Below are 17,940 nucleotides of genomic sequence, written 5' to 3'. Positions count from 1 at the left end.
CTACCTTCCTGTTCAGTACCGGGCACCCTTATACGGCGCCCCTATCCAGCTATACCATTAAAACTGTTGATGGCAACAGTATCACTTACCTTAACATCAGCGATAAAAACGCCGAACGGTTGCCTGCTTATCACAGGCTGGACATGTCAGTATCCTACGATCTGTTGAAGATAGACGGACATAAAATAGGCTCCATAGGCTTATCGCTATTCAACGTTTACAACCATACCAATATTTGGTACCGCGAATATCAAATGCAAAACAACCAGGTTATTACTACCGATGTTAACTACCTCGGCTTTACCCCTAACGTTACATTAAGCTTAAGATGGAAATAAAAACACACCTACAATATATATGCCTTGCATTGATAGCCGGCTCCCTGATGATAGCATCGGCCTGCAAAAAAAATACGTCTTACACCAATGCTGTTAACAAACCGGTTGTTGAAGCTTACCTGGTTGCGGGGCAACCGCTGTCTGTAAAAGTTTATCAGCAAAAAGACCTTACAGATACGGCTACTTATGGCTCAGCTGTAACCGGTTTAAGTATCAATATAAGCAACGGCACACAAACGGTAAAACTTACTGAAGGAGCAAATGGCATTTACACTTACAGCGATGCAACTTTTGTTACCGCCAATAAAACTTACTCCATGCAATTCACCTACAATAACACCAGTGTAAGTGCATCAACAGTAATGCCGGGTAAACCTGTGGGCTTTAAATTAACCGACAGTGTATTTCACGAGCCCAATACTTTAGACCAGGCGTATAACGACAAAGTGCGCGAAACAATTACCTGGACCAATCCGGATTCGTTACAACATATGTTGCTTTTCAAAAATACTGATAGTAACCCCTTTGAGATCATAGCCGTAAGGAACAACAGAAATCCAAGTTTCGAGATCAATACCGAGCGTGCCTCGACATACAGCATAACGCAAACCACTTTCAAATACTACGGGACTTATAAAGTGATATTGCTGAGGGTAAATGACGAATATATCAATGTATTAACCAGTAATACCCGGGGGACCTCACAAAACCTGGTAAATACGCCAACTAATGTAGTTAACGGCCTGGGCATCTTTACGGCCATGCAGGCTGATACACTGAATTTGAGGGTAACGACTGAGTAAGTTTAATTTCAACCATAAAAACCATGTCATTGCGAGAAGCAGCAGGGGCCTGCGTGAAGGGGCGACGTGGCAATCTCGTAGCCATGCCAGCCGCTGTGCATATTTACCCTGTATAGCTACGAGATTGCCGCGCTGCGCTCGCAATGACATATATTATTTACCCTCTTTGTCACCCCATTGTAAACACCCGTTTAAACGTTCATTGTAAAATCCACGGTTTATATCATGATAGTGTAACTTATACATTACAAATGCACTAATTGTAAGAAAATAAAAATTCAGCGTGTAACATTTAAGGTAATTTCGCCTCCAATTACCAAAATAACACTAAATGAAACGTTTTTACATACTTATTGCATTATTCTGCTTCGCGTTATCGGCTCAGGCCCAGTTTGGTGTGGGCGGGGGGGGCCCAACTACAACAGGCAGAATATCAGGCACTATCATTGACTCGCTTACAAAAAAACCAATGGACTATGCCTCGGTTGGTTTATACCGGAGCGGCGGCAAATCGCCGATTACCGGGGTTGTAACTGATGAAAAAGGCAACTTTAAATTGGACAATATAAAGCCAGGCGTATATAAGCTGGCTATTTCTTTTATAGGTTACCCAACTAAATACGTCGATCAGGTAACCACTACCCCATCAAAACCAGATGCTAAACTTGGCCAGGTCTTCTTGGCCCCAAGCTCGCACGCGCTGAAAGAAGTTTCGGTAGTTGGCCAGGCGGCATTGATCGAAAACAAAATTGATAAGATAGTTTACAACGCAGAGAAAGATCTTACAGCTGCCGGCGGTAACGCTACCGACGTACTACAAAAAGTGCCTTTGGTAAACGTTGACATTAATGGTAACGTATCTATCCGCGGCGATCAAAACATTAAAGTGCTGATCAATGGAAAGCCATCGGGTGCTACATCAGCAAGTTTATCTGATGTATTGAAAACCATCCCTGCCGATCAGATCAAAAGCATTGAGGTTGTAACTTCGCCATCGGCTAAATATGATGCAGAAGGTTCGGGTGGTATCCTCAATATCATCACCAAACAAAAAAATGTTTCGGGCTTTAGTGGTTCGGTGAGCGGTGGTGTAGGTACCCGTCAAAATAACGGCAACATTAACCTCAACTACAACAAAAACCGTTTCAGTTTAGGTATTAATGCAGGTGGCAACTTAACCTGGCCACAAACGTCTTTAACTACTTTCGACCAGGTGATCAATACTGCCGCACATGATACTGTTCCTGCCGTTAATCTCCATAACCATAATAACACGTCAAGCAGGATAAAAAGGCATGGAGCTATAGGTTCGGTTACTGCAGGTTATGAGTTCAATGCTTTTAACAGCATTAACAGTACTTTCAGGTTAAATGACGGTGGTTTTAACACCAATGGCGGCGGCGATTACAATCGTACACTCAATAGCACCTCATTAGACTATACCGGCAGAACTACCTCACACAATCATTTTGGCGGTTTTGACTGGAATGTTGACTACACCCATAAATTCAAAAAAGAGGGCCACGAATTGGTTATCTCAGGTCAGTGGAGCCATAGCGATATCACAACCGATTATACAAGTATCTTTACCGCTGTTAACCCAAGCCAGGTAGGCGATAACAATGGCAAAAACAACGAATATACCGGCCAGGCCGATTATACCTTACCTGTAAACAAGCTTTTGAAAATTGAAGCAGGTGCAAAAACTATACAGCGTCGTATCAATAGTAATTACGATATATTTAATACAGATACCGAAGGTAACAACCCGGTTAGGGACGTGTTAAATTCAAACCTGTATGATTACAATCAAAATGTGTATGCAGGCTATACCGTATTAACGTTTACGCTTCCTAAAAGCTATTCTATATTAGTAGGTGGCCGCGTTGAAAACACCAGGATAAAAGGTGACCCGCAAAATCCTTTCCAGGAAGAAGGTAGCTCTGGTTTCCAAACCTTGCAGCCATTTACGTCAAGCTACACTACTTACATACCAAGTTTAACTGTCCAGAAACAGTTTGGTGCCAACACGATCAAGTTATCATACAGCAAAAGGATCCAACGCCCGAGCCTTCAGTTTTTGAACCCGTTCATTAACCGTGCTAACGTACAGAACCAAACTGTAGGTAACCCTAACTTATCGCCTGAGATTTCGCAAACTGTTGAGTTGAACTATAACACCTTTATCAAATCATCAGTGCTTAACTTCTCTGTGTATTACAAACATACCAGCGATCTGATTGAAGGTATAGCATCTCCGATAGTTGATACGATAAACAACAAACCGGTTATAGCTACCCGTACCACATATTCAAACGTTGGTGTAAATAATTCAATTGGTGCCAGCTTTTTCGGATCAATAAATCCAATTAAGCCATTAACTATCCGCGCCAGCATTAACGGTTTTACTTATAGCCCAAGTCCGCAGGGTGTATTTGTACAAAACTCATCTGCAACAGGTACTTATTTTCAGTACTCTGCTTTCGGAAGTGCATCGTACCAGTTCCCGCATAACTTCCTTGCCGAGTTGTTTGGCTTTACCAATTCATCACGCCGTACTATCCAGGGTACCAACCCATCGTTCGGCATCTATGCTTTCGGTGTCAAAAAACAGTTCCTGGATAAAAAACTGGCTATCGGTTTCAATACCGTACAGCCATTTGCAAGGGACAAACATTTCGACCAAAACATCAACAGCCCTGGCTTTACACAAACCAGTTCAACAGCGTTCCCGTTCCGTTCGTTTGGTATCACGTTTAGCTACAGCTTTGGTAAGTTAAGCTTCAGCAACCCTAACCAGCAGAAAAAAGGCGTTAACAACGACGACCAGAAACAAGGCGATCAGGCCGGCGGTCAAGGTGGCCCAGGCGGCAGATAATTTTGTTTAGAAGTCAAGACTGTTAGAGTCAGGAAATAAGAAAAATAAAAGAGCCGGAAGCGAAGATACTTCCGGCTTTTTTTATTGTCTGAACCGGGATTTGGGTGGATTTTTCTGATTCCCGGATTTTGTCTTAAACTGAAAAAAGGAAATCCTATAATCCCGTAAATCCCCCCAAATCCCGGTTCTGACTACTCCGCATCCACCTCAATCCCTATCTGCTTAAGCAATAACGAGGCATTAAAAGTTTTACATTCGCCATGCTTGATCTTATAGTCAAACAACATTTCGCCGTTCACTACCTGGATATCAAAATAAAAGTTGCGTACATAATCCGGGTATTTACTTTCGAGATGGGCAATCTGCAGATCATGAGTGGCTACCATACCCACTGCGTTTTTGCGGATCAACTGTTCTATAACGGCCTTTGAGCCCAGGTATTTATCAACCGAGTTGGTACCACGCAGCATCTCATCTATCAGGAAAAACACTTTAGGCTCATTTTCGACCGCGGCCAGCAACATCTGCAGGCGGTCGAGTTCGGCCTTAAAGGTTGACGTACTTTCATTAAGCGAATCTTTGATCCGCATATAACTGATCATGGTGATCACCGAAACCTGCATGTTTTGGGCACAAACAGGTGCACCGCTTAAGGCCAACACAGTGTTAATGCCCACCGTGCGTAAAAAAGTACTTTTACCGGCCATGTTGGATCCGGTGATGATATCAACTTTAAAAGTATTATCCAGCTCGTAATCATTTTCGATACGTTTGGAGGCATCAATAAGCGGGTGGGCGATGGCTTTGGCAATAAGCGTATAACCAGATCTGTCATCAATAACGGGAAAACACCAGTCCGGGTAGTTCACTGCCAAACCGGCCAGGCTCACCAGCGATTCAAATTCGGCGATAACATCAAAAGCGGCCTCAAGACTGTCCTGGTTTTGACGTTTCCAGTTTTCAATGGCGATGATCTGGCGGATATCCCACAAAAAAAACAGATTGAGCACAAAGCCAACTAATAAGTTAAGGTGATAATTAAGCTTGTTGATCAGTTGGCCCAGCTCCTTTATTTTGGCCGATGTTTTATCCGCCTTTAGCTGTTGTGCCAGTGTATTGCTATAAACAGCCTGCCATTGCTGATCCTCAATGCATTTAAATACATCGGCATAATTGGCTAACGTGTCCCCTATTTTTCCGGCAATGAGATCAGCTTTGCGGATATAGGTCGCTTTTGAAAATACCACTCCCATATTAAACAAGCCAACAACAATTGCCGCTAATTTGGCCGGGGGATAGAAATAAGCCACAATCAGCAAAGCTGTGAATAAGTAAGGAGCAATTTTGGTGTAAGCAGCGAGCCATTTTTCGCCGGGCATATCAAGCGGGATATGCAGGTATTTGAACAAGTTTTTAAGCTGATTCACATCCTGCTTTATAGCAAAAATGAGCCGTGTTTGCAGGTCGAGCTTCCAACTGTTCCTTGTAGCGATTTCTTTAACCGCTTCCTGCCGCTGCAATACGGTTTGCTTGTCCGCTGGTGCATTGAGCCAACCGGCCAATTTGTTATTACCCGGTGTGGTAGCCGTGCGGTTGATGAGCTGATATAATGACGCGTTACCGTAGATATCCAGGTCGGAAGTGTAAAAGTGTTTGTCGTTGGCGTAACGTGCGCCATCATTGTAGATATTGCTGTGGGTTTGGATACTGCCTATTTCGTTTTCATTTACCTGCTGCAGATCGTCATAATACTGTTTCTGCTTTTCAAAAGCGCTTTGGCGTGATACCAGCCAGGCGAAGGCAAAAACCAGCAGTACAAATGCTACGGCAATGATGCTGAAATTGTCGAAATGAATGGCGAAGGCGATAGTAATAGCCACCATGGCGAAAATACCAAGCCGGAGCAGCGAATACGTATTGGCAAGCTTTTTATATTTGGCAGCTTCGGCAGCGGCAAGGCCGGCACGTTGAGTATAATCGGTTATAATTGTTTGTTCCATGTGCAGATAAATTCAACCAAAATAAACACATATATTTTAAATAAACGTTTATTTGTTTCAGATATGAAGATCACGTTCCTTACCGTTGGAAAAACTGAGGATGCCTACCTGAAGGAAGGCATAGATAAATATGTAAAACGGCTAAAACACTATACCAAACTGGAGCTTGCCGAAATTCCCGAGCTCAAAAACACCAAAGCCCTGAGTCCCGAGCAGCAAAAAGCCAAAGAAGCTGAGCTGATCCTTAAAAAAATCACCCCGCTTGATTTTGTAATCCTGATGGATGAGAAAGGCGCTGAGTTTACTTCAACCCAGTTTGCCGCTTACATTAACAAAAAGGAGGTTACCACATCGGCCAATTTGATATTCATAATAGGAGGCCCCTATGGCTTTGATAATTCCGTTTACCAGCGGGCTAACGACAAGATCTCCCTTTCGCGCATGACATTTTCACACCAAATGGTACGCCTGTTTTTTGTGGAGCAACTGTACAGAGCGTATACCATTATGAAGGGGGAGCCTTATCATCATGAGTAATCTGAACCATGATTTTTAGGATTTTAAGATTGCCCTGATAGGTTATCCTCAAAACCAAATTCATAAAATCCTAAAATCAAGTTAATCAAGGTTCAGAAAATGAACAATCCATGAATCTGCACATCTAAAATCCTCACATCTAAAATCTTTCCCTACCTTTGCTAAATGTCAGCAGGTCATGATCATTCACACTCACATTCGCACGGGCATGGGCACCATCACCATGACCACGCCCCTAAGCTCGATCATTTAAATTCGGCTTTTATATGGGGGATTGTGCTTAACTCGGTGTTTGTGGTGGTTGAGGCCATTACAGGCTTCATCACTCACTCTTTATCTTTATTAACTGATGCCGGCCATAACCTGAGCGACGTAGCCTCGCTTGCGTTGGCGCTGCTTGCTTTTAAGCTCACCAAAGTAAGCGCTAACAGTAAATATACCTACGGCTATAAACGGTCGACTATCATCGTATCGTTTTTCAATGCGGTAATATTATTCGTGGCTGTTGGCTTCATTATTTATGAGGCGATAATGCGCTTCATGACCCCCGAAACTGTATCGGGCGGAACAATGGCCTGGGTTGCTTTTATAGGCATTGGCATTAATGCTTTTACAGCCTGGCTATTTGTTAAAGATAAAGATACCGACCTTAATGTTAAAGGCGCTTATCTGCATATGGCTGTTGATGCTATTGTATCGCTTGGCGTGGTGATATCCGGCCTTATCATATATTTTACCAAACTATACTGGATTGATAGCGTAGTGAGCCTTATAATAGGTTTTGTGATATTGCGCGGCACCTGGAGCCTGCTTACGGCCAGTCTGCGTTTGGAGATGGACGGCGTACCTGCCGAAATGGACCTGGATAAGATCAAGGCCGAACTTAAAAAAGCCAAAGGTGTGGTTGATGTACACCACATGCACGTTTGGGCACTTAGTACTACCGAAAATGCCCTCACTGCACACCTTGTGATCAACCCCGACTCAATGGGCGATTTTGACAATATTAAACATGACCTTCGCCACCGCCTGGAGCATCTGGATATCAGCCACAGTACCTTTGAACCAGAGTTTTCGGAAGAGGAATGCAAGCAGCCGGAATGTTTGTAAGGTTATCAGATTGATTTAATCTATATTAGATATATGATCAATTTATCGATAAATAAAGCGAAAGCCATAAAGCTCTTTTCCATCATTACTTTTATCGAGATCATAATATCAATAGCCTGGCCTATTAAAATAACTTCAGAGCAAAATCTTGAACTGGGATCTTTAATTATATGGGCCATTTCTGCTATGGCTTTTATCTATTATACCATCTTCATTATTTTCCTTGCCCGTTATTCAAAACGAGAGACAGAAGATCAAAATATCGGGATCGTAATATTTTTTAATTTGCTACCTATTATACTGATCGCCTATTTTTTCAATTTCGCATAAGATAACAATCAATTGTTCTTAAAACTCCTGATTTTCTTATTTTTATGGTAAACATTACCAAAAAATGAGCAAAGCCAAAACCTTAAAAGTACTTTCTGTAATTACCATTCTTGAGATCATCGGGATGGTAGCATGGCCGGTTATATTAGGCTGGGGGCAGCTTATAGGCCCGGCGGGAAAGCTCCTCTTTACAATTTTTCTTCTCCCCTTTATTTACTACATCGGTTTCTTTATTTTCCTTTCGCGTTATGTAAAAAGAGAAAAGAATGATCAAAATATAGGCCTCTTAATATTCTCTAATGTGGTACCCATTATTGGGTTGCTTTACGTGTTGGACGTATTTTGATCGAAGCCCAGGAAAATCGCATTAAAAATAATTCGATCTGTTTTAATAAATCTCATCTGAAAAATTTTTACACGAATGCTTTTTAAAGCATCCACAATTAATCGAATTACACGAATTTTTAATTAATTTAAGATTCGTGTAATTCGATTAATACGTAAAAATTAGTGTGAAAATTTTTTATTTATAGTTTTTCTGTCCGTGTGTGGTTACAAGCGATTTTCCTGAATCGAAACCATTTATAGATCTTTTTTTAATAATTTCTTGCTACCTTAAAGGCCATTATTTAACCTCTTATGAAATCAACCAGAAGAAAATTCATAGCCACAACCGCCGCACTGGCTGCTGGCACAGTTACCGCATCAGCAATATCATTGAAAGAACAAAAAGAAGAATGGCCAATAGTTCACCACGTATTTTTCTGGCTTAAAAACCCAGGCTCAACAGAAGACCGCGATAAACTGGTAGCAGGTGTTAAAACCCTTGCCAAAATTGAAACCGTACGTAAACTACGTGTGGGTATTGTAGCCAGCACCGAAAAACGCGATGTGGTTGACAATTCATGGGCAGTATCCGAGCTCATGTTCTTCAGCGACCTGGCCGGGCAAGCAACCTATCAAACCCACCCCATCCACCTGGAGTTTATTAAAAACTGCAGCCACCTTTGGGAAAAGGTTATTGTTTATGACGCGCAGGATGCTTAAGTCCCAACTATCCCACGTTATAACTATCTTCTTCTAAAAGGATGATTTCTTTGTATACTTTTATTATGGATTACCTTGGAGGCACCTACGTTTCGCAAGTACGGGCACATAATGAAAATGAGGCAATGATTCTTTGGGCGGAGAAACTGGAAACCGATGAAATTAAAGGTTTAACACTTGATGACAAAGCAATAATTATTAAAAATGGCTTTGATGATGATGAAGCCGTTTTACTTACCGGGTTGAAGAACGTATGGTGTTTTGATATCCGTACAAAAGGAGGATTCGCTTTGATCAACTTCATTAAAACACAACAATAAGACTACCCACCTGGATTTAAAGTTTATCATGAAAACAAAATGCTTAAATTATTTTATAAACATTTTGTTGGCAACTGTGGTATGTAACTTTATTTTAAGCTGTTCTAATCCTAAACCTACAGCTTTACAACGGTTAAAAAGCATGGATAAGTCCCAGCTTGATAGCATTAAAGCTGCGGTATTAAGAAGTTACAGGGATACCATTAAAGTGGATAGCACAGAAATAGCAGATAATGGGGATACAGTATCGATAAAATTCAGGCATTATTGTACTTACGATAATAAAATAAGCTTACCACAGGAATATCTGAATGTTTATGGAATCTCCAAATTTCAAACGCACAACTTTATATCGGAAGTAGAGTTTAAGATCAACTCCAGGATGATTTATAAAGGAGTTATAACTAAAAGTGATTTTAGTAAGTCCATTTCCATAAAATTGAAAAAATATGGTGTGCTTTACTACTCTCCTGATCTGAGCATATCGGGAAAACGACTATCCATCGATTATAATATAAATATACCTTTATCCGGAGAGGGCTGGGGATATACCATCAGTATAGATTCAACCGGTAAAAAGATCACCGGCTCGCTTGATTAAAGTATTAACGTGTCCTTAACCTAATTGATTCGTGGCGATGGATATATCGAATAAGGAAAGAATCGTCACTAAACAAAAAAAGCCGATTATTCGGCTTTTTTTGTGGCTTTTTTAGCTTTTGCTTTTGGAGCAGCAGGTTCGGCTTCCGGCTCTGCTGTTACCGTTTCGGCAACCGGCTCTTCTGCAACCGGGGCAGGTGCCTGGGTTGGATCGGCCTCTTCAAAAATTGGAAGCCGTTTTAATATCTGGAACCAGGCTATTACCTTTTTAATGTCTGATGAGTAAACCTTTTCTTCATCATGATCAGGTGCTACTTCATAAAAGAAGGTACGCAATGCTTTTCCGTCGGCTTTAACATCAGGTACGTTTGATGCTGTTTTTATACGCTCAAGCACATCAGTTAACCTGATGTCGTCCTCTACACCAAAAATGGTGATCTCGCTTAAAGCGGCTAATTTGGCGGTTGAAAGGTTAGCTATCAGCTTTGTTTTTTGCGCATCTAAACTTTCCAGCACATAGCCGGTTTTGTTTTGTGCCAAAGCTCTCCATAAACCCGGTTTTCCCGATACTGATACAATTCCCTGTAAATTCATATATTTTTTATTGGTCAGGTTGATTGAGCGAGTGATTTATCTCATTAATCGATAAACCACTCCCCTCATCAAAATTCACTTAATCCTCTATAACTTCGATGCCTAAAATTTTATCTCCCTGACGGATAGCGTCAACAACGTCAACATTCTCGATCACTTTACCAAAAACAGTATGGTTACGGTCAAGGTGAGCAGTGTTTGTACGGTTGTGGCAAATGAAAAACTGTGAGCCACCTGTATTACGACCTGCATGGGCCATTGAAAGTACGCCACGGTCATGATATTGGTTGTTGCCGGTAAGCTCGCAATCAATTTTGTAGCCTGGGCCACCTGCACCGGTACCGGTTGGGTCGCCACCCTGAATCATAAAATTAGGGATAACACGGTGAAAGATCACGTTATCATAAAAGTTTGATTTTGCTAATTTTTTAAAGTTAGCAACGGTATTAGGGGCATCCTGATCGTAAAATTCTACGGTCATGTCACCTTTTTCGGTTTTGATTATTGCTTTGCTCATTTTTTTGTTTTTTTAGAAAACAGTTGGCAAAGGTAATAAAATTGAGGATTAAAGAAAAGGTAAAAGGCGAAAGGTAAAAGGCAAAAGGTTTGCAATACTTATTAATTACCAGGGCGTAAATGTCATGGTAAGCGTTTTCTCTTTAGGCGAGTAACTGATCTCCCCTTTTCTTTTTGAATCAAACATTTTGATCTCCGAAATTGACTTTCTATAGTCTTTACCCAGTTCGGCTAATTGCGTAAAAAACCAGTCGAGCCCTTCCTGATCGCCCAGTGTATTGGCAAACCAGGCCAATTTTTGCAGTTCTATAAGGTTTACTTTTTCATCAGCCTTGAAAACGTAAGTCCACTTTACAATCACCAGTTCATCAGGCTTACCAATTAGCTGGGCCTGGCTTCCGTTGGCATCAACAGCCACAAAATTAGGCAGCAGGCTGATATCCGTATCTTGTTTAAAAACAAGGCCTTTATCAGCTTCTGTAAGCTTTTTAATCAGCACATCACGATTAAGGTGCATCCCTGCCCCTCCGCTTTGTGCATTCGCAGGCAAACAGGGTATCAACAAAACAGACGCAAGGAAAATATTTCTAACGATGACAGATAAGCTCATTTAAGGCCAGGATTTAACAGCAGCATAAAACTAAAACAACCGGCCCGATACCCGAAGCCCGGATGTGTTAAAAATGGTTAAAATACATTAGCCGTTTATTCGTTACATTTGATAACCCGGCAGTAAACAAATCATCAAGGATCGTGAACCAACAATCAAGCAGCAGATACTTTTCACAATTTCGCCTGTTACCCAATTTCCGGCTTTTTGCTTTCAGCCTTTTGCTTTTTGCTTTCATCCCTTCCCTGTCAAAAGCCGCATCCATCTTGATCCCTATGGATGATGAACAAAAAGATCATCTCAAATCATATGGAATAGCTTTTTGGGTGCTTAAAAATGGTGAGGAGGTTGACTGGCTGCTCAATTACCGCGGCGGCAGCTTTATGATGAAATACGGGCAGAAAGTTGAGGAAGAGTGCAAGATCCGCGGGGTAAGTTATGAGGTTATTGCCGATGCCAAAGCGAATGAGATTATTACCGAGGTAAGCGATCCGTCAGTAAATATGGATCTGGTAAAACTGGAGAAAGCTCCCCGCATGGCGGTTTACTCGCCCAAAAACAAACTCCCATGGGATGACGCCGTTACCCTGGTTTTAAAATATGCCGAAATTCCGTACGACCTGGTATACGACGAAGAAGTGATCCACGGTGAATTGCCTAAGTACGATTGGCTGCACCTGCACCACGAGGATTTTACCGGCCAGTACAGCAAGTTTTACGGCGCTTTCCGTTATGCGCAATGGTATACCGACGATATCAAGATCCAGGAGGCTATGGCCCATAAGCTGGGCTTTAGCAAAGTATCAAAAATGAAACTGGCCGTAGCGCAAAACATCCGTGATTTTTGTGCCGGCGGAGGCTTCCTGTTTGCCATGTGCTCAGGTACCGACACTTTTGATATTGCATTATCAGCCGCAAACACCGACATCTGCGAGCGCATGTTCGATGGCGACGCCGCCGACCAGGACGCACAATCCAAACTCGACTATAGCCAGACTTTTGCCTTCCAGAATTTTACGCTGGATATGAACCCCATCTCGCACTCTTTCAGCAATATTGATGTTACCACTACCCGCCAGGTAGACCGTACACGTGATTTTTTCACGCTGTTCGATTTTTCGGCCAAATGGGATGTAGTGCCCAGCATGCTTACGCAGGATCATGACAAGGTGATCAAAGGATTTATGGGCTTAACTACGGCCTACAACAAAAGCATGCTGAAGCCAGGCGTTACCATCATGGGCGAAATGAAAACCGCCAATGAAGCCCGCTACATTCACGGTGAATATGGCAAAGGTCAATGGACATTTTACGGCGGCCACGACCCCGAAGACTACCAACATGCCGTAAATGATCCGCCGACTGATTTGAAACTTCATCCAAACTCACCGGGCTACAGGCTGATATTAAACAATGTGCTTTTTCCAGCTGCGAAGAAGAAAAAACAGAAAACGTGATGTTGTAGGAGCTAAAAGCAAAAGGCCGAAAGCTTAAAGCTATAAAACTTGCAGCCATTTATAATCGTTGGTGTCGGGAAGACGAGAACGATTAAGAATACTTACGATGAAGCTATTTTAAAAACATGTCATTGCGAGGAGCGGCATGGGCAAAAGCGCTTGGGGCGACGTGGCAATCCCGTAGCTATACAGGGCGGACATGCATTGGCTACGAGATTGCCGCGCTACGCTCGCAATGACATATTTTTTTATTTTACAAACGAGCGCAAGTTCATATAATCCCTAAACAAAAAATCCCGGCCAAACCTGACCAGGATTCTTAAATATTGTAAAAGCCTTTCGCCTTCGGCTTTCAGCCTTCAGCCTTAAGCTAACTTAGCCAATTCTTCAGCCATAGCAGCGCCAATTTCGGCAGGAGATTCAACTACACGGATCCCGCACTCGGCCATGATCTTCATTTTAGCAGCAGCAGTATCATCGGCACCGCCAACAATGGCACCTGCGTGACCCATACGACGGCCCGGAGGCGCTGTTTGACCTGCGATGAAGCCTACAACCGGTTTAGTACCGTTTGCTTTGATCCAACGGGCAGCGTCGGCTTCCATGCTTCCGCCGATTTCGCCAATCATGATGATACCATGAGTATCCGGATCGTTCATTAATAATTCAACAGCTTCTTTGGTTGGTGTACCAATGATTGGGTCGCCACCAATACCGATAGCCGTAGTGATACCCAAACCGGCTTTAACCACCTGGTCAACCGCTTCATAAGTTAAAGTACCTGATTTTGAAACCACACCAACATTACCTTTTTTGAAGATAAAGCCAGGCATAATACCAATTTTGCTTTCATCAGCAGTGATGATACCAGGGCAGTTTGGACCAATCAGGCGTGCATCCTTATCCGTAAGATATTCTTTAACCGCGATCATATCCTTTGTAGGGATACCTTCGGTAATACAAACAATAACCTTAATGCCGGCTTCAGCAGCTTCCATAATGGCATCTGCACCAAAAGCAGGAGGTACAAAAATGATGGATACATCAGCACCGGTTGCAACTACGGCATCTTTAACCGTGTTAAAAACCGGCCTGTCTAAATGGCTTTGGCCACCTTTACCTGGTGTAACACCACCAACTAACTGAGTGCCATAAGCAATCATTTGCTCGGCATGGTATGAACCCTCTTTACCGGTGAAACCTTGTACAATAACTTTTGAATCTTTATTTACGAGTACACTCATTGGTTTTTTCGTTTTAGTACGGCAAAGCTAAAGTTTTTGCCCGAATGTCAAACCCTATTGTAATCTAAATTTATATGTTAACATAAAAGTGACTTTAGGTGGATTGGGGTGATCTGTTTGCCTGTGTTTGAACCATGATTTATGGGATTAAAGGATTAATGGGATTTGTTTAGAAAATCCAGACAATCTCTTAATCCCATAAATCACGGTTCAGAAAAAAATCCTGACAATCCATTAATCCCCCAATCATGGTTCAGACCTCCTGCCTAAACTCCCCCTCACTCTTCGCAATCACAATAGTCGCCACCCCATTCCCTATCACATTTGTTATAGCCCGCGCTTCCGACATAAACCTATCCACACCTATTAATATTGCCAAACCTTCCACAGGGATAATTTTAATGGCCGTAAGCGTACTGGTAAGCACAATAAAACCACTCCCGGTTACGCCAGCTGCCCCTTTGGACGTGATCATCAATATGCCGATGATCGTTAACTCCTGCCCTAGTGAAAGCGGGATATTAAACACCTGGGCTAAAAATATCACACACATGGAAAGATAGATCGTGGTGCCATCCAGATTAAAGGAATAACCAGTAGGGATCACCAAACCCACTACCGATTTGGAACAGCCAAACTTCTCCATCTTCTCCATCATGGCCGGCAACGCCGATTCGGACGAGGAGGTGCCCAGCACAATCAATATTTCCTGCCGGATATACTTCAGGTACTCCCAAAGACTAAATTTGAACAGCCTGCAAATGATATTCAATACCACAAATATGAACAGGAACATGGTCAGATAAACCGAGCCCATCAGCAGGGCCAGCGGCTTTAATGTTTGGATGCCGTATTTACTCACCGTGAAAGCCATCCCCGCAAAAGCCCCTATAGGCGCCACCTTCATCACTATCTTCATGATGTTAAAAAACACTTTCGAAAGCTTATCAAATAGCACAATAACCGCTTCGCCACTTTTACCCATCCGGCTTAGTCCAAAACCAAACAGTATGGCAAAAAACAAGATCTGCAAAATATCGCCTTCAGCAAAAGCTTTAAACATATTTGAGGGAACAATATGGGCAATGAAATCGCCCCAGTGCATTTCGGCCGCGGCTTTTTCGTATACGACCAGTTTACTGGTATCCATTTTAGCGGCATGATTTTCAAAGCCGGCACCGGGTTTAATGATATTGGCCACAGTAACACCTATAATGAGTGCGAATGTGGTCACGATCTCAAAATACAGCAAAGCCTTGCCACCTACCCTACCCACCTTTTTCATATCGCTCATGCCGGCAATGCCCAGCACAATAGTTAAAAATATGATAGGTGCAATCAGCATTGTGATCAGGCTGATGAATGTTTTGCTGATGAGTTCGGCAGTGGGGGCAAACCCTTTAATGTATAAGCCCGCTACTACCCCAAGGGCAATAGCAATAAGTACCTGGAAAGTTAGGTTTGATAAGAGGCGTTTCATGGTTGATCCCCCCAGCCCCCTAAAGTGGGAGCAACAGGTTGGGGCAATATAGCAAGTTGTTATTTCAAACACAAAAAAGCCCCGTACCGGAAACCGGCACGGGGCGTGATTTATTGATTGAAAGATCGTGGTTATGCCGGTGTTGCGGTGCCGGTAATTAAATCAATTAAGAATATTTTATTAAGGAAAGTCAGTTTAGCCTTGTGGTTGCCCAGGAAAACAATGGTACCGCTGTAATCCCAGCCGCCGCCGTTTGTTTTTCCTTCCGAACGGAAAGTAGCTGTACCACTGGTGATATCAAAGTTATCATCGCCATGTACATAAAGGTTGCTGAATACATAGGTATTATGCACCCTGCTAAACGTTTTGTATTTGGTGTATTCGTTATCAACATAGGCTTTCATCGGACCATCAATTGAGAAGTTTGAGTTATTGGTATTAAGTCCGCGTACTTTGTACTTCTGCACAATGTTATAAACGAAAGAATAACCCGGGCCGCTGCCTACAGTATTTAATGAATCGACAGAATCATAACCGACAGTTTTGTTACCATCACATACAAAGTAGTATTTAGTACCGCCTGTTTTGGTCGCTTTTAAAGTATCGCCCTGGTTAAATACAAGGTTCAGGCTGGTATCAACATAAAAACCGCAATTGTAAGTACTTTGTACTTTAAGTTTTGATGTTGAAGCATTGGTTGATGGGGTAACACCGTCTTTAACGCTGGCGCCGCCGAATGAACCTGCTAATGATTTTGCAAGGTTATCTGCAATAGATGAGCTGGCTACGTTGTCGCTTGCTTTTGTAGTTGTTGAATCGGATTTTACATTGATCCCTGTTTTTGTGCAGGCCGAATAAAGAATAGCTACACCTGTCAATAGAGGTAATATGCTGCGTAGATTTAGTTTCATAAACGTGATATCAGATTAAAGTTTAGATCTCTTCTACCCCGTTTGCAACAAACATACCACAGGCGTAATAATCAGATAAAAAACATCATGATACCTATTTTTAACTCATTTTCTATTTTGAATAACGTATGCCTGCCTGTTTATATTCCCAAATAGAATATCAAACAGCAATGCTCACAATCAACTTTCCCCGTTTCGAGGATTCGCATGTGGAGAATATTCCCCACATCCACATTGAGTAAGCTTGATATAAAAATCATGCCGCGCTAAATATGATGTTCGCTTAAATATGATTTTATAGAATTGGGGATTGAAAAATGCCAAACATAAAAAGCCCTGCATCCGATGAGGGAGCAGGGCTTTCATATATTATTAAACTGATGTTAGTTCACCGCTCCGGTGATTAGATCGGCAGTGAACACTGTGCCATCAATAGTGATCTTAGCTTTGTGACCTCCTAAAAATGTTATTGTTCCTTTATAGTTCCAGCTGTTTTTTCCCATATTTCCTTTACTCGAAAATGTAGCACTTCCGCTTAAAATAAAATCAGGATCTTTTGTAGGATCAACTACTATCGATTTAAAGTTGTAGTTAAAAGTACCTTCAACATTCGGCTGGTCTGTTGTGGGTTTGGTATAAGTAACTTTGGCATAATAGTTCACAGGACCATCAAATGAATACTGTGCGTGTTCAACACCCGGATTAAGGCTTCTCAGCGTAAGACTTTCCCCCATCCTTAAAGCCATTGCAAAACCGCTGCCTACCATGGTCATACTTAAGCTGTCGTTAGCAGTAACTCCAGATGGAACGCCATTAGTGCAGGTAAGCTCATACTTAACCTTAGCCCAGATATCAATTTTAGAGGTATCGCTTTGATCTAAATTAAATGCTATCGTGGTATCCATTTTAGCGCCGCATTCTGGTTTTGGGTCAACAGATTGAACCTTGATCTTACCTTTTTTGTTCAGGGAAAGATCGGTTGGCATACTTAAACCGCTTTTAAAATCAAACCCGCCGTTTTCAGGGTTAAAAATACCAACAAGGCTTTGTGCAATTTGTACACTCGCTTCTTTTTTGCTTACGGTACTTTGATTGTTAGGTGCCATATCAAGCTTATGGCATGAGGTGTAAATGGCAGTGATGCTGGCAAGCAGCAATACTATAA

18 protein-coding genes and 1 pseudogene are annotated in these 17,940 nt (G+C 42.2%); 11 read left to right on the top strand and 8 right to left on the bottom strand.

Annotation, left to right across the window (positions count from 1 at the left end; genetic code table 11):
• The 3 genes and pseudogenes from VF500_RS02665 to VF500_RS02655 form a co-directional block, all read left to right on the top strand.
• Positions 1-338 (top strand): annotated as a pseudogene (locus VF500_RS02665) (TonB-dependent receptor); the annotation flags it as partial.
• Entirely contained in the window at positions 329-1,141 is an 813-nt protein-coding gene (locus VF500_RS02660; protein ID WP_330858192.1) for a DUF4249 family protein, read from the top strand. The pseudogene VF500_RS02665 and the gene VF500_RS02660, both read left to right, overlap by 10 nt.
• 331 nt (positions 1,142-1,472) lie before the next feature.
• Positions 1,473-4,019, top strand: coding sequence for an outer membrane beta-barrel family protein (locus VF500_RS02655; RefSeq protein ID WP_330858191.1), 2,547 nt, complete (start codon positions 1,473-1,475; stop codon positions 4,017-4,019).
• A 191-nt stretch (positions 4,020-4,210) separates the two neighbouring features.
• On the opposite strand, the gene VF500_RS02650 is transcribed toward VF500_RS02655, so the two are convergent.
• A complete protein-coding gene (locus tag VF500_RS02650; protein ID WP_330858190.1) occupies positions 4,211-6,019 on the bottom strand; it encodes a MutS-related protein in 1,809 nt (602 codons plus the stop codon).
• Positions 6,020-6,082: 63 nt separating this feature from the next.
• On the opposite strand from VF500_RS02650, the gene rlmH reads away from it, so the two are divergent.
• The 7 genes from rlmH to VF500_RS02615 all read left to right on the top strand — a co-directional run bounded on the left by rlmH (position 6,083) and on the right by VF500_RS02615 (position 9,964).
• Positions 6,083-6,556, top strand: coding sequence for a 23S rRNA (pseudouridine(1915)-N(3))-methyltransferase RlmH (gene rlmH / locus VF500_RS02645; RefSeq protein ID WP_091218820.1), 474 nt, complete (start codon positions 6,083-6,085; stop codon positions 6,554-6,556).
• Between the two features lie 165 nt (positions 6,557-6,721).
• Complete coding sequence (locus tag VF500_RS02640; RefSeq protein WP_330858189.1) at positions 6,722-7,666, top strand: cation diffusion facilitator family transporter; 945 nt, start codon at positions 6,722-6,724, stop codon at positions 7,664-7,666.
• Positions 7,667-7,699: 33 nt separating this feature from the next.
• Entirely contained in the window at positions 7,700-7,996 is a 297-nt protein-coding gene (locus VF500_RS02635; protein ID WP_330858188.1) for a hypothetical protein, read from the top strand.
• Positions 7,997-8,060: 64 nt separating this feature from the next.
• The gene (locus tag VF500_RS02630; RefSeq protein ID WP_121233224.1) at positions 8,061-8,342 is read left to right on the top strand and encodes a hypothetical protein; all 282 of its coding nucleotides are present in this window, start codon (positions 8,061-8,063) and stop codon (positions 8,340-8,342) included.
• A gap of 293 nt (positions 8,343-8,635) precedes the next feature.
• Positions 8,636-9,043 (top strand): Dabb family protein, encoded by a 408-nt coding sequence (locus VF500_RS02625; protein ID WP_330858187.1) that lies wholly within the window; start codon positions 8,636-8,638, stop codon positions 9,041-9,043.
• A gap of 65 nt (positions 9,044-9,108) precedes the next feature.
• Positions 9,109-9,363: a hypothetical protein gene (locus VF500_RS02620; RefSeq protein ID WP_330858186.1), complete on the top strand. Its 255-nt coding sequence runs from the start codon at positions 9,109-9,111 to the stop codon at positions 9,361-9,363.
• Positions 9,364-9,505: 142 nt separating this feature from the next.
• The gene (locus VF500_RS02615) at positions 9,506-9,964 is read left to right on the top strand and encodes a hypothetical protein (RefSeq protein WP_330858185.1); all 459 of its coding nucleotides are present in this window, start codon (positions 9,506-9,508) and stop codon (positions 9,962-9,964) included.
• An 86-nt stretch (positions 9,965-10,050) separates the two neighbouring features.
• Here the strand turns inward: VF500_RS02615 and VF500_RS02610 are convergent, their stop codons facing one another.
• The 3 genes from VF500_RS02610 to VF500_RS02600 form a co-directional block, all read right to left on the bottom strand.
• The gene (locus VF500_RS02610; RefSeq protein ID WP_330858184.1) at positions 10,051-10,557 is read right to left on the bottom strand and encodes a DUF5606 domain-containing protein; all 507 of its coding nucleotides are present in this window, start codon (positions 10,555-10,557) and stop codon (positions 10,051-10,053) included.
• A gap of 79 nt (positions 10,558-10,636) precedes the next feature.
• The gene (locus VF500_RS02605; protein WP_090534226.1) at positions 10,637-11,074 is read right to left on the bottom strand and encodes a peptidylprolyl isomerase; all 438 of its coding nucleotides are present in this window, start codon (positions 11,072-11,074) and stop codon (positions 10,637-10,639) included.
• A gap of 105 nt (positions 11,075-11,179) precedes the next feature.
• A complete protein-coding gene (locus VF500_RS02600) occupies positions 11,180-11,683 on the bottom strand; it encodes a hypothetical protein (RefSeq protein WP_330858182.1) in 504 nt (167 codons plus the stop codon).
• 275 nt (positions 11,684-11,958) lie between these two features.
• Here VF500_RS02600 and VF500_RS02595 point away from each other — a divergent pair, with 275 nt between their 5' ends.
• Positions 11,959-13,140 carry an asparagine synthetase B gene (locus VF500_RS02595; protein ID WP_330858193.1) on the top strand — a complete coding sequence of 394 codons (1,182 nt, stop codon included), beginning with the start codon at positions 11,959-11,961 and terminating at the stop codon, positions 13,138-13,140.
• A gap of 365 nt (positions 13,141-13,505) precedes the next feature.
• On the opposite strand, the gene sucD is transcribed toward VF500_RS02595, so the two are convergent.
• From sucD to VF500_RS02575, 4 genes are all read right to left on the bottom strand, one after another.
• Positions 13,506-14,384 (bottom strand): succinate--CoA ligase subunit alpha, encoded by an 879-nt coding sequence (sucD, locus tag VF500_RS02590; protein ID WP_330858181.1) that lies wholly within the window; start codon positions 14,382-14,384, stop codon positions 13,506-13,508.
• 253 nt (positions 14,385-14,637) lie between these two features.
• Positions 14,638-15,864, bottom strand: coding sequence for a C4-dicarboxylate transporter DctA (gene dctA, locus VF500_RS02585; RefSeq protein ID WP_330858180.1), 1,227 nt, complete (start codon positions 15,862-15,864; stop codon positions 14,638-14,640).
• 131 nt (positions 15,865-15,995) lie between these two features.
• Positions 15,996-16,775, bottom strand: coding sequence for a hypothetical protein (locus VF500_RS02580; protein WP_330858179.1), 780 nt, complete (start codon positions 16,773-16,775; stop codon positions 15,996-15,998).
• A 383-nt stretch (positions 16,776-17,158) separates the two neighbouring features.
• Positions 17,159-17,940, bottom strand: a 782-nt coding sequence (locus tag VF500_RS02575) for a hypothetical protein (RefSeq protein ID WP_330858178.1), incomplete at its 5' end; no start/stop codon positions are given.

The sequence above is a fragment of the Mucilaginibacter sp. genome (assembly GCF_036383575.1).
Taxonomy (GTDB): Bacteria; Bacteroidota; Bacteroidia; order Sphingobacteriales; family Sphingobacteriaceae; genus Mucilaginibacter.
Note: the sequence above shows the minus strand (reverse complement) of the source record. Positions and strands in the feature narration are given on the sequence as shown.

Coding starts and splice junctions, on each gene's coding strand:
- VF500_RS02660 (WP_330858192.1), top strand. CDS start 329: ATGGAAATAAAAACACACCTACAATATATATGCCTTGCATTGATAGCC.
- VF500_RS02655 (WP_330858191.1), top strand. CDS start 1,473: ATGAAACGTTTTTACATACTTATTGCATTATTCTGCTTCGCGTTATCG.
- VF500_RS02650 (WP_330858190.1), bottom strand. CDS start 6,019: ATGGAACAAACAATTATAACCGATTATACTCAACGTGCCGGCCTTGCC.
- rlmH (WP_091218820.1), top strand. CDS start 6,083: ATGAAGATCACGTTCCTTACCGTTGGAAAAACTGAGGATGCCTACCTG.
- VF500_RS02640 (WP_330858189.1), top strand. CDS start 6,722: ATGTCAGCAGGTCATGATCATTCACACTCACATTCGCACGGGCATGGG.
- VF500_RS02635 (WP_330858188.1), top strand. CDS start 7,700: ATGATCAATTTATCGATAAATAAAGCGAAAGCCATAAAGCTCTTTTCC.
- VF500_RS02630 (WP_121233224.1), top strand. CDS start 8,061: ATGAGCAAAGCCAAAACCTTAAAAGTACTTTCTGTAATTACCATTCTT.
- VF500_RS02625 (WP_330858187.1), top strand. CDS start 8,636: ATGAAATCAACCAGAAGAAAATTCATAGCCACAACCGCCGCACTGGCT.
- VF500_RS02620 (WP_330858186.1), top strand. CDS start 9,109: ATGGATTACCTTGGAGGCACCTACGTTTCGCAAGTACGGGCACATAAT.
- VF500_RS02615 (WP_330858185.1), top strand. CDS start 9,506: ATGGATAAGTCCCAGCTTGATAGCATTAAAGCTGCGGTATTAAGAAGT.
- VF500_RS02610 (WP_330858184.1), bottom strand. CDS start 10,557: ATGAATTTACAGGGAATTGTATCAGTATCGGGAAAACCGGGTTTATGG.
- VF500_RS02605 (WP_090534226.1), bottom strand. CDS start 11,074: ATGAGCAAAGCAATAATCAAAACCGAAAAAGGTGACATGACCGTAGAA.
- VF500_RS02600 (WP_330858182.1), bottom strand. CDS start 11,683: ATGAGCTTATCTGTCATCGTTAGAAATATTTTCCTTGCGTCTGTTTTG.
- VF500_RS02595 (WP_330858193.1), top strand. CDS start 11,959: ATGGATGATGAACAAAAAGATCATCTCAAATCATATGGAATAGCTTTT.
- sucD (WP_330858181.1), bottom strand. CDS start 14,384: ATGAGTGTACTCGTAAATAAAGATTCAAAAGTTATTGTACAAGGTTTC.
- dctA (WP_330858180.1), bottom strand. CDS start 15,864: ATGAAACGCCTCTTATCAAACCTAACTTTCCAGGTACTTATTGCTATT.
- VF500_RS02580 (WP_330858179.1), bottom strand. CDS start 16,775: ATGAAACTAAATCTACGCAGCATATTACCTCTATTGACAGGTGTAGCT.